Source organism: Limnoraphis robusta BA-68 BA1, from assembly GCF_034932365.1.
GTDB lineage: Bacteria > Cyanobacteriota > Cyanobacteriia > Cyanobacteriales > Microcoleaceae > Capilliphycus > Capilliphycus robustus.
Genome location: NZ_JAYGHR010000015.1, coordinates 29,762 through 44,743 on the forward strand (window position 1 = coordinate 29,762; position 14,982 = coordinate 44,743).

Sequence of the window (14,982 nt, forward strand, 5' to 3'; positions counted from 1 at the left end):
GCTCCTAACAACCCATTATAAAAAAATCAATCTGTACTCAACCCCCTCAAAACTAGAAATCAAGTCTGACTGAGAGCTTCTAGATACTTCTGAGCAGAATTTTCAATAGAAAATTGATTTAACCAAGTGGCATCAACCAGCTTATAACGTCCAGAAAGTACCTTTAAAATTTCTTCGGCCATCGCTTTATAATCACCCACAGGTGTTAAAAAACCATACTTGCCATGATCTAAAATTTCAGCCAGCCCGCTTTGACAATCGGTAGAAATAACCGGTGTTCCCACCGCCATTGCCTCGACTAAAACATTACCAAATCCTTCCCAAGCAGAAGACAATACAAACAACTTAGCACGAGCCATATAAGCATAAGGATTTTCAACAAAACCCTGTAAGTTTACATCATTTTCTACGCCTAACTGGTGTAAGAGAGACTGCAATCTAGCTTGAGCAAGCCCAGTTCCTAATATCATTAATCGAGCGTTTTGTTGCTTCCTTACCTGATAAAAAGCCTGAATCAAAGTTTCAAAATCCTTTTGTTTTGTTAACCGACCCACACCTAAAATAACGGGAGGTTCCCCGGTTTTAAACCAAGGATGATCAACAGGTTCCTTAGCTCTCTCTAACAGTTTTGGGGTAACAATAGGATTATAGATTACCTTAATTTGTTCTAAAGGTAAACCCGAAATTTGAGCAACATCTTGAGCAACTCCCCCAGAAGATGCTAAAACTGCATCCGCCCAAGGATAAAATAGTTTAATCAAAGTATGGGGATAATAAGGCGTTATGCCTAAAAATCCCGGTAAATTCTGAATTGGAGGCCGAGGTGTTCCTAAAAGTGTATTTTGAGTGCTAACTGCAATTTTTGTTGATACTCCTGATAATCGTTTAGCCAATATAGCGATTTCATCGTGATAGTGCGTATAGGAAATTAACGCTTTAGGTTGCTCCCGTTTTAGATAGGAAATCAGAGAGTATACAGAAGTTCGCAGTCGAGGGTATTTTAGGTCGATCATCCGAGAACCATCAGGAATTTGCTTAACAAAAGGGCCTGTTACTCGGTCAAGTACAAAGTCTACCTTTAGACCTTTATTCACAAAACTATCTGCCAAATTAATCGCTGTTCTTTGGATGCCACCTTCACCGAGATTCGGAAGAAAAAAACAAACATCCGTGCGGTTTGATGTCATAGAAATCTAGGTAAATATTACCGAGTCAATTTCCAAATTTAAAAGTGAGAATTCTCAATGTACTCCTAACATCTCTAAATATAGTCGAGTGGCTGTTTCTGAAGTAAACTGATCTAACCAAGTTGGATCAACCGTTTTTGTATGACCCGATAAAACGCTCAATATCGACTCTGCTAGGGCTTTCGGATCTCCAACCGGAGAAAGAAGACCATACTTCCCATCACCCAGAATTTCTTTAGCTCCACTCGGACAATCGGTAGAAACAACTGGCGTTCCGACTCCCATTGCTTCGATTAAAACCGTAGGCAGCCCTTCCCAAGCAGATGATAACACAAATACTTTAGCACGAGCCATATAACAGTAGGGATTCTCCACATAACCTGCTAGGGAAACATCTTCTTCAAGCTTTAACTCTTGGGCTAAGGCTTCCAATTGGGGTCGGTCTGGCCCCCAACCCAAAATCATTAATCGTGCAGGTTGAACTTGTCGAACTTGAGCAAAGGCTTTAATTAATGTAGGAAAATCTTTTTGAGCTTCTAATTTTCCCACCCCCAAAATAACAGGAGGTTCTCCTGGACAAAACCAAGGATGATCAAGTCGAACTTTCGCTTTTTCCTGTAGTTGAGGACTCAAAACCGAGTTGTATATGGTACTAATACGATGAATGGGTAAACCTGTAAAATTACTTAAGTCTTCAGCAACACCCTGAGAAACAGTAACAATTCCATCCGCCCAAGGGTAAAAATAGCGAACAAACGAAGGAATTAAATACTTTCGCGTTTTAGAAGTACGTTTAATCGCTTGAGAAAGGGTATTATGTTCAGACACTACAACTCGTGTTTTAACTCGGGCTATACGTTTAGCCCAGATTGCCATTTCATTAGCAAAATGCTGGGCTGATAGTAAAGCAACAGGTTGTTCTTCTTTGAGGTAACGAGTTAACGCTTGGGTGGTTTGCCAAATACCGGAGGAGGCTAAGTCCACAACCCGAACTTCGGATGGTATTTTTTCAATATGTGGCCCCCAGACTTTTCCAATCACGAAATCCACACTTAAGCCATAGTTGACTAAACCACTAGCTAAGTTAAACATCACTCTCTCGGCACCACCCCCACCAAGATAAGCCATAAATAGAGCCACTCGGGGCTGAGTTGCCATAGTTGACATGAGTCCTGTATTCCCCACTACTGGTGTAACTTTAGCTGACCAAGAATGCGTTAGGCAATCCTGTATTTATCAGTTATATTTATTACATTGATTATTTTTGATAAGTTTAATCAAAGCTATAATCAAAGGCTGTCAATCAAGCAGATCTAGGTTAGACTAGCTTTATACAACTCCAAACCCCCAAAAATGAAAGCGACTTAATCGGACTTCAACAGCTAATCCCGTTCTCTAGGTCGAATATTAGTTTTCTAACGTCAATTTTAACAAAAAATGTAGAAGCAAACATGATTTCATTCAAATAATTGAATTGATCATTCTTACATGATGGCGCTATCCGAGAAGGAAACGCCGACTCATTAGCTATACCAAAATCCCCAAGAAAATAATGAAATTGGGGTGTTTCCGAAGTAGAAAGGCGGCTCAACCCTCTTTTTCCTCTTGTCATTGATCCGAGAGAAAAAAGATTGCCTAAGCAGTAAGTTATTTCAAGGGTTTTTTGCAAAATTTGCTCAATCAAGTTTGAAGAATTTTGTATCTTATGCTCAAAACATTTCTAGACAAGTCAAAAATCGCCGTATCAGAGCTAAAGTTCAAAGTGAGATCGGCTCAATATTCAGGTAAATTACCCAGTTTGTCACCCGATGACCGCCAAATTGTTGATGCACTTGACGCTGAAGGTGTATTGATTACATCTCTAGATCATTTGGCACTGCCGTTCACTCCTCAGCTTCTTCAGGCAATTGATGGGTTACTACCAGAAGTTAAGTCGGCTTTTGCTGCTGATTCTCCGGGATTTACGAACGCTAAGAACACCTATATTGTTCGCGCCAGCTATGACAAAATTGCCGCCGAATATCCTGAGATTTTTCTATGGGGTCTTCAAGATCGTTTGCTAGATATAGCTGAAAATTATATCGGTCTTCCAGTTGCTTTTTTGGGTGTTGATCTAAAGAAAGATATTGCTTATGAAGCAGGACGAGATGTTGGCTCAAAACGGTGGCATCGAGACGGGGAAGATTGCCGCGAATTTAAGATTATGATTTATTTAAGTGATGTGGCTGAGGATACAATTTCCTTTGACTATATTCCGAGATATTTGACTCCATCCTTGTTGGAAATTATCTATAAATCTATTTTGATATTCAAGACTCCCTATAAGTCGATTTACACCGATGAACAGATGGAGCATTTTGTCTCATCTTCCGAGTGGAAAAGTTGCTATGGCCCCACAGGAACTGTAATTTTTGCGGGAACGGATGGTATTTTTCATCGGGGTCAATTACCAAAAGGTGCGGTAAAAGACCGACTCGCCTTGCAGTATACCTATACTTCCAGACAACCAGAAAATCCAACGTTCTGTAAACGCCATTTTTCTCAAAAAGGCTTGCTGATACTCAAGGATAAATTGTCTGAGCGGCAAAAAGAATGCGTATTTTGGTATGATCCAACTGAGGAGTAGATGTAGTTTTTTTCGGTTTTCATCCCACCAGTTTTTATGTTCGCCAATTATTAACCCAAGTAAAAATTCTGAAAAGTTTATGATTAGCGTAATAATGGCTGCTTATAACGCCTCAAAGTATATTGGTTTAGCTATTGAAAGCGTTTTAAACCAAACTTTTCGGGAGTTTGAGTTATTAATTGTAGATGACCATTCTACAGATAGCACGCTCGATATTATAAAATACTATGCTGATCAAGATAGCCGGATTCAGGTACTTCAGACTGAGCAAAATAGTGGGGCAAGTACGGCTAGAAATGTTGCCATTCGGGCAGCAAAATACCCTTGGCTAGCGATTATGGATTCGGATGATATTGCCCAACCCGAGCGGTTTGAAAAACAAATGAATGCGGCAAAGGAAAAGCCCCATGTTGTTGCTTGGGGAACCTACGCTTGCCACATTAGCTCAACTGGAAAGGTGCTAAGTTTGGTTAAGCAAGGAGCAAAAACAGAAGAAGAGTTTTATCAATCTTGGCAAGAAGGACATATCCCATTTGTTATTCATCCAAGTACCCTAATTAACAGAGAAATTTTTGAAAAAGCTGGAGGATATGTGGAGTTATTAGAAAACTACTCCCTAACCCCAGCAGAAGATTTTGAATTGGTGGCTCGGCTAGGCAATTTTGGTCCGATTTTGGTAATCCCGGAACCTTTACTTTTGTATCGGGTTCATTCGAGTAGCCAATCAATGCAAAAGTTTTTTTGGCAGAAAAAGGTTGCAAGATATGTTGTTACACGCCATCGAGCAAAGTTGGCTGGAAATAAGGAACCTCTTCTCAGCCAATTTCTTAAAGAGTATGATTCCCAAGCTGTAATGTCCCGTTTAGCACAACAACTGCGAACACTGGGACAATTTTGGTACAGGAAAGCCGGACTATTTTTTGCTGATCAGGATTACATTCGGGCTGGTTTGTACTTAGGAATCGCCATCGCAGCAAATCCGTCCTATTCCATACCCCGACTGTGGCATCAAAAGTTATCTCCTAAAACCCGGATGTCGATGCGAGAGTAACGGCTGCAATGGCAGAAACACTCAAGGAAAAACTTATCTAACTTATTACGACCATAATCTAGCACAAACTTAGTAGGAAATGCAAGATGATTAGCTCTATTAAAATCCCCAAAAAAGAATCAAGAACCCTTGAACAGATACAAGAACATTACACCATTGAAAAAGAGTTAGCCCGTCGCATCCAAAACTCCACGAAAGAGGAAAGAAAGCACCTCTATACTGAAGTCTATGACGAACTTTACCGGAAAGTCCCGCATCACCCTCAACTGACCCGCAAAGCGAGTTCTGAAACAACAGCTTGGATCGTTAATCAACGAATGCAATTATTGCAACGCTTCCTCACCCCTGAAACGGTCTATTTAGAAGTAGGGCCAGGAGATTGTAGTTTATCGTTGGCTGTGGCTAAACACGTGAAAAAAGTTTATGCTGTCGATGTTTCTACAGAGATTACCAAACAAAATAACTTACCCGAAAACTTTGAATTTATCCTATCAGATGGATGTAGTATTCCTGCCCCCGAAAATAGCGTTGATGTAGCTTATAGTCATCAACTCATGGAACACCTGCACCCCGACGATGCCCTCGAACAGCTTCAAAATATTTATCAAGCCTTAAAACCCGGTGGAATCTACATTTGTATTACTCCCAATCGTTTGTCTGGCCCTCACGATGTTTCCCGATATTTTGATGAAATTGCCACGGGATTTCATTTAAAAGAGTACACCGTAACCGAACTCAACGATTTATTTCATGCCGTTGGTTTCTCTCAAGTCAATTGGGTCAAAAACAGTCCTAAACTTCATATAGAAATTCCTCTATTTTTTGGAACTATTTACCCCATTAAACTCAGTGAAATGATTCTCGAAAAACTTCCTTATGCTTCGCGCCGAAAAATTGCCAGTACACCTTTACTGTTTCGAGGAATGACCATGATTGGCAAAAAATAAATCGGAAAATATTTGCAAATAAAAAAATGCAGAATCGAAAAATCATGCTCTTTGATCTCTCAATTGGAGGGCATCATCCCACTTATATTCGATACTTGATTCAATATTGGCATCAAGAACAACGACCTGAACAGTTATCCATTGTAGTCATTCCTAAATTCCTAACTGAACACGCGGATGTCGTAGAGTTGGCTAAATTTTATGACTCAAAAAAAATAAACTTTGTAGCGATTAGTTCAGAAGAAGAAAGTCTGATTAACTCTCGGGAAACACGAATTCAAAGAGCCTTTCGTAACTTTAGAGAGTGGAAAATTCTCTGTAAATATGCCACTCAATTAAACGTCGATCACTGTTTGATTTTGTACTTTGATACTTGTCAGCAGCCCTTAACCCTTGGCTTGTCCTCCCCTTGTCGGTTTTCAGGGATTTATTTTCGTCCCACACTTCATTACAGTCAATTAAAAAACGCTCAAGATCGTGATCACAATAAATCCTCGAATTGGCTAGAGAAATTGACAGTTTCTCGGGTTTTAGGACATCCAAAACTGCAAACCCTCTTTTGTCTTGATCCCATTGCAGTTAAATATTTGAATCATCAATTTAAGACTGCTGCAAAAGTCATTCATCTTCCTGATCCCGTTGAACCTTTTCCGCCTTCTTCTCTATCTTCGAGTGAAATTCGAGAACATTTAGGCATTCAACCCAACCGCAAAGTTTTTCTCTTATTTGGTGCTTTAACCGAACGGAAAGGGGTTCATCAGCTATTAGAGGCGATTTCCCAATTACCCGCTCAACTTTGTGAACAAATCTGTTTATTATTAGTTGGAAACCTGACCTCAAGAATAGAAACTCAATTCAAATCTCAAATTCAAGCCGTTTGTCAAGCTAAACCTGTGCAGATTTTGGGGAATTATGAATACATTCCCGACTCAGCAATTCCCAACTACTTCCAAGTCGCTGATGTGATTTTAGCCCCCTATCAACGTCATGTCGGGATGAGTGGAATATTATTACTCGCTGCTGCTGCTGAAAAACCTTTACTGAGTTCAGATTATGGTTTAATGGGAGAACTTGTACAACGCTATGAATTAGGACTAATCGTTGATTCGACTCAACCGGGTGAAATAGCCAAAGGATTAACGCAACTCATGCAATCATCTTTGCAATCTTTTTGTAACCCTAAAAAAATGAAGCAGTTTGTACAGGAAAACTCGGCTCAAAAATTTTCCGAAATAATTTTTAACTCTATTTAGCATTTCCAGGATGAAATCAAACACAGTAGTGCCAGCGTCTTAACAACGTATGATTGAGGTGACAGGTGATAGGTTAGCGCATCAGAGCCAAGATCTAGACAAAACTTCAACTAAGGGTTAAAAGTATCTTAGCGATCGCAATTGCGATACTTAATCCTTCCTAAACTGAGGAATGACTAAACTCATTATCCAGATTCCTTGCTACAACGAAGAAGAAACGCTCGAGATCGCCCTAGCACAACTACCCCGTCAAATTCCCGGTATTGATACGGTAGAATGGCTGATCATTAACGATGGAAGCTTAGATCGTACCGTCGATGTCGCTCGTGGCTGCGGGGTCGATCATATTGTCAGTTTTGAATACAATCAGGGCTTGGCTAAAGCATTTATGGCGGGAATCGAAGCCTGTCTGAAAGCGGGTGCTGATATTATTGTTAATACTGATGCCGATAATCAATATTGTGCAGAGGATATTCCCCGTTTAATCGAACCTATTTTACTCGGTTATGCCGAAATTGTCGTGGGAGCTAGACCGATTCGCCAGATTAAACACTTTTCCCCCAGTAAAAAATTCTTGCAACAACTCGGAAGTTGGGTGGTTCGTTTAGCCAGTAGCACTAATATTCCCGATGCACCAAGCGGGTTTCGGGCGTTTAGTCGCAATGCAGCAATGCAAATTAATGTTTTTAACGAATATACTTATACCCTAGAAACGATTATTCAAGCCGGACAAAAAGGAATTGCGATTACTTCGGTTCCCATTCGGACGAATCCAGATTTACGCCCTTCCCGTTTAGTTAAGAGTATTCCCTCTTATATTAAACGGTCAATTTTTACGATTCTACGCATTTTTATGACCTACAGACCGTTACGATTTTTTACGGTCTTAGGGACTATTCCGTTTACAATGGGATTTATGTTATGTGTGCGTTGGTTGGTGTTATTCTTTGACAATATGACCAAAGCGAGAACACCCAGCTTGATTTTAGCCGCCATTTTAATCTTAATCGGGTTTCAATTGTGGATGTTGGGTTTAGTTGCTGATGTGATGGCTGTGAACCGGAAAATTTTAGAGGATGTGCAGTTACGATTACGAAGATCTGAGTTTGAGAAGTTTACAAATTCCAAGTAATATGGGTTAACTCTTGTGATCAAACGGCTGATTTCTATTGGTATTAGTTTAGTTATTTTAGCAGTTCTTTATTCTCAAATTGATATTGCGGGTTTAATTGAGATTTTTAAAAATTGCGATCGCCAATGGATGATCATCAGCTTAGGAATGGTTATTCCGATTACAATGATTACCGCTTGGCGACTGCAACAACTGATGCCCTTGGGCAGAAGATTGAGGTTTACTGAGGCGAATCGTTTAATTTTAGCCGCTAGTGTGCTGAATATGATCTTACCCTCCAAAATGGGAGATATTGCGAAAGCATACTTCATGCAACAACGGGGACATTTAACAGGTTCACTCTCTTTATCTCTCGTTGTCTTTGAAAAAACTTGCGATCTCTTATCACTATTGTTATGGTGTGTTCTAGGGTTGATCGTTTATCCTGAGAAAGATACCTTATTTTGGACAATGACCCTCGGTGTCAGCTTGGGTTTAATATTGGGACTCTCACTTTTAGGATCTCGAAAACTTGCAGATTACTTTTTTATAAGTCTGAGCAAAATTTCACCTAAAAAAATCGGAGATAAACTTAAAAAACTACAAATTTCTTGGGGGGAAATGCACGAATATTTTTGGAGGGATAAAACTCAACTGCTGAAAATTAGTACAACTTCAATTTTTATTTGGTTCCTCCATTTACTCCAAATCTGGTTTTTCATTCTAGCACTGAACGCTTGGACTCCGTTTTGGGCAAACTTAGCCCTTTCTCCCCTCGCTATTTTAGCCGGATTATTACCCTTAACATTTGCAGGAGTTGGAACTCGCGATGCCGCATTAGTTTTATTTTATCAACCCTATTTTGATGCAACAACAGCCGCCGCTTTAGGCTTACTTTGTACCTCTCGCTATTTCCTCCCCGCAGTCGGTGGACTTCCCTTTTTAGGACAATATGCCACTAGCCGCTCACAAAATTCTACCCTTTCCAAAGATTAAACTCGGTATTTAATAATGAATAATATTCGGATTGCTTGGTTACTCACCTCCGCCTTTTACTATTGGCATCCGCCTCTAGCAGAGTTAGCAAAACTATTTCCTGAAATGACAGCTTTTGTGGCAAACTGGCGAGGTTATGCTCCCGGTTTTGAAGAGTCTTTTAAAATTGATATCGTCGGAGAACGAAAAATTATCCCGATTATCAAATCCTCTAAAGGTTATGGCTATAGTTTTACCTATCTCCCATTAAATATCGTTAATCGATTATTAAAGTTTAAACCCGATGTCATTTTTTCCAACTCCTTTGGCGTTTGGACGATGATTGCTTTACTCTTTAAACCTATCGGAAAATGGAAAGTTGTGATTGCTTATGAAGGAAGTTCACCGAGTATTGATGCTCGAAATTCCGCCCCTCGGTTAACAGTACGACGAGCAATGGTTAAAGCGTCCGATGCTTGTATTACCAATTCAAACGCAGGTAAATCTTATCTAACAGAAGTTCTCAACGCGAAACCCTCACAGGTTTTTGTACATCCCTATGAAGTTCCTGCGGTTCAAGCTCTTTTTAGCCAGTCTGCTAATATTATAGATGCCCTAACCTCTTGGCAAAAACCGATCTTTCTATTTGTCGGAAGTGTGATTCCAAGAAAAGGCTTAAATTTTCTCTTAGACGCTTGCACACACTTGAAAAAACAAGGACATACAAACTATACTGTATTAATAGTGGGAGACGGTTCCCAACAGGAAGAACTCCAACAGTTTTGTCAGGAGAATGATTTAACAGATTGCGTTCAATGGGTAGGTCGAGTTAACTATGGAGAACTAGGAGAATATTTTCAGAAAGCAGATGTATTTGTACTACCCACTTTAGAAGATACTTGGGGAATGGTTGTTTTAGAAGCGATGATATTAGGAAAGCCAATTCTTTGCTCAAAATGGGCAGGAGCATCGGAATTAATCACTGATGGTCAGAATGGATACTGTTTTGATCCCTATCACCCAGAACAGCTTGCGAACTTGATGCGTTGTTTTATTGAAAACCCCGAGTTAGTCGTGTCAATGGGTGATCAATCAGAAGCGTTAATGAATCAATATGCCCCGGATAGGGCTGCTCAGTTTTTGAAGAAAGTCACAGAATCTTTACTCTAACTCTGGAATGCTCTTAAACCCGGAGGAATATTAATTTCAGATGATATACATGATGATTTTGGCTTTCGTGATTTTTCTGATTCTGTAGGCGAAAATCCAATCATTGTTCAAACACCGATATTGGAAAATGCCAAGTATGTCGGAATTCTTATCAAGCCCAATGCTTAAATAACGAGCTGATATTCTCAACCAGAGTCAACGAAATTTAATCAACATTAACTGAGTTTAATTTTCAATACAGATGGGAAAAAATTGCCTAACTACAAATGAGCGAATTTAACCGATTAGAACTTGAAGATAACGTGAACGGTCTGAACGTTTTAATCTCCGCCTATGCCTGTCGTCCCGGAGAAGGTTCAGAACCAGGAGTTGGATGGAACATCGTTCGAGAACTGGTGAAATATCACAAAGTCTGGGTTTTAACGCGAGAAAATAATCGTTCGGAAATCGAAGCTGAACTCCAAAAAAATCCCTTACCAGGCTTAGAATTTATCTACTGTGAACCTTCTCGTTGGGTACAAAAACTGAACCGAAACCAACGACTGGTTTATTTACACTATTATCTCTGGCAAATTTCCGCTTATTTTCTAGGCCGTAAACTGCATCAACAAATCAAGTTTGATATCGTTCATCATGTCACCTACGTTCGCTATGCAACGCCGAGTTTTTTAGCATTACTCCCCGTTCCTTTTGTTTGGGGGCCAGTCGGTGGCGGAGAAGTGGCGCCCCCAGCTTTTCGCAAAGAGTTTAGTGCTTCAGGAAAACGCTATGAAATTCTCCGAGATATTGTCCGAAACTTAGGAGAAATTGACCCCTTTGTTAACCTCACCGCTCAACGCAGTATTTTAGCTAGAGGAACAACAGAAGACACAGCCTCTAGACTGCGAAAACTCGGCGCCACTCATGTCGAAATCATCTCTCAATTAGGACTATCTCAAGAAGAAATTATTCAACTCGGAGAAGCCGTTCAAATTGAGCGAAATACCATCAGATTTGTTAGTATTGGTCGCCTGTTACACTGGAAAGGATTTAACTTAGGGTTACAAGCTTTTGCTCAAGCGAATTTACCCAAAAATACAGAATATTGGATGATTGGCGACGGCCCAGAACGCCAAATACTTGAGGATTTAGTTGAGAAATTAGGCATTCAAACTCAAGTCAAATTTTGGAAGAAACTCTCTCGGCAAGACACCTTAAATAAACTCAAACAATGCGTGGCTTTAGTTCATCCAAGCTTACATGAATCCGGTGGGTTAGTCTGTTTAGAAGCGATGGCAGCAGGTTGTCCTGTTATCTGTTTAGATTTGGGCGGGCCAGCCCTGCAAGTTACAGAAGAAACAGGCTTTAAAATCACGGCTGAAACTCCCGAACAAGCAATAAAAGATTTAGCCTTGGCGATGAAAACTCTAGCTGAAAACCCCGAGTTGCGAACGCAGATGGCAAAAGCCGGACAAAAGCGAGTTCAAGAAGAATTTTCTTGGGAAATTAAAGGTCAAAAATTAGCCAAACTTTATGAAAAAATAATCAGTTGATTTCTAGTGATTTTTTAGTTTAGGAGTTGATTTAATGCAGAACTATACAAGCAAACCCGCCGTCATCTTATTTAACAGCCTTTTGCTTCCTCCCTCGCAGACTTTTATACGAGACCCTGCGGAGAAATTTCAACAATTTACCGCCTATTATGTGGGTTCTCGTCGGGTACAAGGATTAGAATTACCCAGCGAACGAACCTTTGTTATTAATTCCGGGAATTTGAGAGGGAAAATAGAGGAACAACTCTTTAAACTTTCTGGCTTCGCTCCCCAACTTTATCGACAGGTTAAACAGTTAAATCCGGTTTTAATTCATGCTCAATTTGGGTTGAGTGGAGTCTTAGCTTTACCCTGGATAAAATCACTGAATATTCCTCTAATTGTTCACTATCGAGGCGCAGATGCCACCGTTGATGCCGAACATTCCCGCTATACCTCTCTGAATCATTGGATTTATTTTAACCGCCTGGAAAAGCTAAAAGAAAAAACCACTTTATTTTTAACGGTTTCTCAATTTATTCATAAAAAACTCCTAGAAAACGGCTTTCCCCCTGAAAAAATTAGAACCCATTATCATGGCGTAGATGTTAACAAATTCTGCCCCAATTTAGAAATAACCCGCGAACCCATCGTGCTGTTTGTGGGGCGTTTAACCGAGAAAAAAGGCTGTGAATATTTAATCGAAGCCATGAGTCTGGTTCAAGCCGAAAAACCCGAGGTTCAACTGGTAATAATCGGAGATGGAACGTTAAAAACTCAGCTTGAAACTTTAGCCGAACAAAAACTGAAAAACTATCAATTTCTCGGAACCCAACCGCCTGAAACCGTGCGAAATTGGATGAATCGCGCTCGTTTACTCGCCGCCCCTAGTGTTACCGCATCTCAAGGGGATTCTGAAGGATTACCCAATGTTGTATTAGAGGCGCAAGCAATGGGACTTCCTGTGATTAGTACCTATCATGCGGGAATTCCAGAAGCCGTTATTCATGGAGAAACAGGTTTTCTGACCCCAGAAAAAGATATTAAAGGATTAGCTGAATATAGTTTACAATTATTAAATAACCTAGAATTATGGCAACAGTTTAGTCAGCGAGGACGAGAACAAGTAGAAGTCAATTTTAACCAAGATAAACAAGCTCGTGTTTTAGAAACGATTTATGAATCTATCGTTAACAAAAAATCCTAAATCAACCGAGTAAAAATGAGAGTAAAAAAACGATTAACGGCTCTGATAATTTTGGGGATAATCGTTGTATTCGTGAGTCATACGATAGTTAATCAGGGTTCAGCACAAAGCCAGTTCATGCAACGTCGTCCTAAGGAAATCCCCTCTAATTTTTCAGCAGAAATTGTTGCTTCGCCCTCCTTAGCCTTGCCGACAGAATCCGGCTATGTTAACGTTAAAGATTTTGGAGCAAAAGGAGATGGTAAAACGGATGATACCGAAGCTTTCAAAAGTGTTTTTGGTCGAGGAAAATCCGATGAAGGCGGAAGCATTCGTGCCATTTATATTCCCAATGGAGTTTACCTTATTAGTGATACCATTGCATGGGGAGATAAAAAAAAGGATGTTTGGGGTGAAAGTCGTGCAGGTGTTATTATAAAACTCAAAGATAATTGTCCGGGTTTTCAGGATATCAAACATCCGAAAAAAGTTCTTCAAATTGAATATGGTCATGGCGGACAAAATTTCTTTCAACGCATTCGTAACCTGACAATTGATGTGGGAATGGGTAATCCCGGAGCCATTGGTATGGGCTATCATACTAATAATAGTGGTGGCGTTTATCAAGTAACAATTCGTTCAAGTGACCCTCAAAAACAGGGATTTATTGGTTTAAGTTTAGACAAACCTTGGCCGGGGCCGGGGTTAATTCAAAATGTTAATATCGATGGTTTTGATACCGGGATTTTCATCACTCACGACCAATACAGCATGACTTTTGAACACATTACCCTCACTAATCAACGAAAAGTCGGCTTTGTTAATACCTCGAATACTGTAGCCATTCATGATCTGAAAAGTCGCAATCAAGTTCCTGCGATTGAAAATCAAGGCAAAATGGCGCTCATGGTATTAGTTGATGCGGAACTAACAGAAGGGAATCCTGAATCTACAGCTATTCTTAATCACGCTCAAGCGGTTTTATTTGCCCGAGATTTGAAAACCCAAGGCTACAAATGGGCAATTGATAATCAAGCAGGTCAACGCCAAAAACTCCCCGATTCTCGCATAGAAGAGTTTGTTTCTCATCGAATTTCTAGCCTATTTTCTGAACCTAAAAAATCCCTACAATTACCCATAGAAGACCCGCCAGAAATTCCCTACGGAGATCCCAATCGTTGGGTGAGTGTTACGAAATTTGGCGCTCAACCGAATGATCAAAAAGATGATGGGGTAGCAATTCAAAAAGCCATTGATTCCGGGGCGGAAGTGATTTATTTACCTGCGGGGACTTACACTTCTAAGCAAAGTATTCGCGTGGGGGGAAATGTGCGGCGATTATTCGGTCTTCAGGCTCAGGTGATTTTTAATATACCGGGGCAACCTGCCTTTATTATTGAAGATGGCGTCTCAGATGCGATCGCCGTAAATGTGGACACAAACTATGGAAATCAGTGCAGTTATTGGATAGAACAGGCGTCGTCAAGAACGTTAGTTATGGGCTATGGTAGTTATATTAATACAGTGCCTGGAGGGAAAGTTTTTATTGAAGATGTCGTTTCTGTTCCCCTGGTATTCGACCATCAAAAAGTTTGGATTCGACAAATTAATACTGAAAGTTATGAACACAATCCTCACATCATCAATAAAGGAAGTGATTTGTGGATTTTGGGACTCAAAACCGAAAAAGATCGGACAATTATTGGCACCTATGAGGGAGGACGAACAGAGGTACTTGGAGGATTACTCTATAAAAATCGGGAACGTATCGGCCCTGCACCTGCATTTATTAATGAAGACTCAAGCGTTAGTTTAATTTATCGCAATAAAGGAGAAGTTTACCAAACTCAGGTTTTAGAAACTCACGATGGTATTTCTAAACAATTTCGCTTTCAAGATCTGCCAGCCTCTCATGGGCGAATGCCTCTGTATGTTGGCTATGATCAGACTTAATCAGACCAGAAA

Annotated in this window: 12 protein-coding genes; 10 read left to right on the forward strand and 2 right to left on the reverse strand. The window is 40.2% G+C overall.

Going from position 1 to position 14,982, the window contains the following annotated elements:
* Positions 1-59 precede the first annotated feature (59 nt).
* Both VB836_RS08595 and VB836_RS08600 read right to left on the reverse strand, forming a co-directional pair.
* Positions 60-1,187 carry a glycosyltransferase gene (locus VB836_RS08595; RefSeq protein WP_323218955.1) on the reverse strand — a complete coding sequence of 376 codons (1,128 nt, stop codon included), beginning with the start codon at positions 1,185-1,187 and terminating at the stop codon, positions 60-62.
* A 54-nt stretch (positions 1,188-1,241) separates the two neighbouring features.
* Positions 1,242-2,345, reverse strand: a complete 1,104-nt coding sequence (locus VB836_RS08600; protein ID WP_323218957.1) for a glycosyltransferase — start codon at positions 2,343-2,345, stop codon at positions 1,242-1,244.
* Between the two features lie 547 nt (positions 2,346-2,892).
* On the opposite strand from VB836_RS08600, the gene VB836_RS08605 reads away from it, so the two are divergent.
* From VB836_RS08605 to VB836_RS08650, 10 genes are all read left to right on the forward strand, one after another.
* Positions 2,893-3,813 (forward strand): 2OG-Fe(II) oxygenase, encoded by a 921-nt coding sequence (locus tag VB836_RS08605; protein ID WP_323218958.1) that lies wholly within the window; start codon positions 2,893-2,895, stop codon positions 3,811-3,813.
* Positions 3,814-3,892: 79 nt separating this feature from the next.
* On the forward strand, positions 3,893-4,864 hold the full coding sequence (locus VB836_RS08610) for a glycosyltransferase family 2 protein (RefSeq protein ID WP_323218959.1): 972 nt from the start codon (positions 3,893-3,895) through the stop codon (positions 4,862-4,864).
* A gap of 86 nt (positions 4,865-4,950) precedes the next feature.
* Positions 4,951-5,811 carry a class I SAM-dependent methyltransferase gene (locus VB836_RS08615; RefSeq protein ID WP_323218960.1) on the forward strand — a complete coding sequence of 287 codons (861 nt, stop codon included), beginning with the start codon at positions 4,951-4,953 and terminating at the stop codon, positions 5,809-5,811.
* A 26-nt stretch (positions 5,812-5,837) separates the two neighbouring features.
* A complete protein-coding gene (locus VB836_RS08620; protein ID WP_323218961.1) occupies positions 5,838-7,064 on the forward strand; it encodes a glycosyltransferase family 4 protein in 1,227 nt (408 codons plus the stop codon).
* Between the two features lie 172 nt (positions 7,065-7,236).
* The gene (locus VB836_RS08625) at positions 7,237-8,196 is read left to right on the forward strand and encodes a glycosyltransferase family 2 protein (RefSeq protein WP_323218962.1); all 960 of its coding nucleotides are present in this window, start codon (positions 7,237-7,239) and stop codon (positions 8,194-8,196) included.
* 18 nt (positions 8,197-8,214) lie between these two features.
* A complete protein-coding gene (locus VB836_RS08630; protein WP_323218991.1) occupies positions 8,215-9,171 on the forward strand; it encodes a lysylphosphatidylglycerol synthase transmembrane domain-containing protein in 957 nt (318 codons plus the stop codon).
* A gap of 15 nt (positions 9,172-9,186) precedes the next feature.
* A complete protein-coding gene (locus tag VB836_RS08635; RefSeq protein ID WP_323218963.1) occupies positions 9,187-10,320 on the forward strand; it encodes a glycosyltransferase family 4 protein in 1,134 nt (377 codons plus the stop codon).
* A 302-nt stretch (positions 10,321-10,622) separates the two neighbouring features.
* Entirely contained in the window at positions 10,623-11,852 is a 1,230-nt protein-coding gene (locus VB836_RS08640) for a glycosyltransferase family 4 protein (RefSeq protein ID WP_323218992.1), read from the forward strand.
* A gap of 34 nt (positions 11,853-11,886) precedes the next feature.
* The gene (locus VB836_RS08645) at positions 11,887-13,038 is read left to right on the forward strand and encodes a glycosyltransferase (protein WP_323218964.1); all 1,152 of its coding nucleotides are present in this window, start codon (positions 11,887-11,889) and stop codon (positions 13,036-13,038) included.
* Between the two features lie 15 nt (positions 13,039-13,053).
* On the forward strand, positions 13,054-14,970 hold the full coding sequence (locus tag VB836_RS08650) for a glycoside hydrolase family 55 protein (RefSeq protein ID WP_323218965.1): 1,917 nt from the start codon (positions 13,054-13,056) through the stop codon (positions 14,968-14,970).
* The last annotated feature ends 12 nt before the right edge of the window (positions 14,971-14,982 follow it).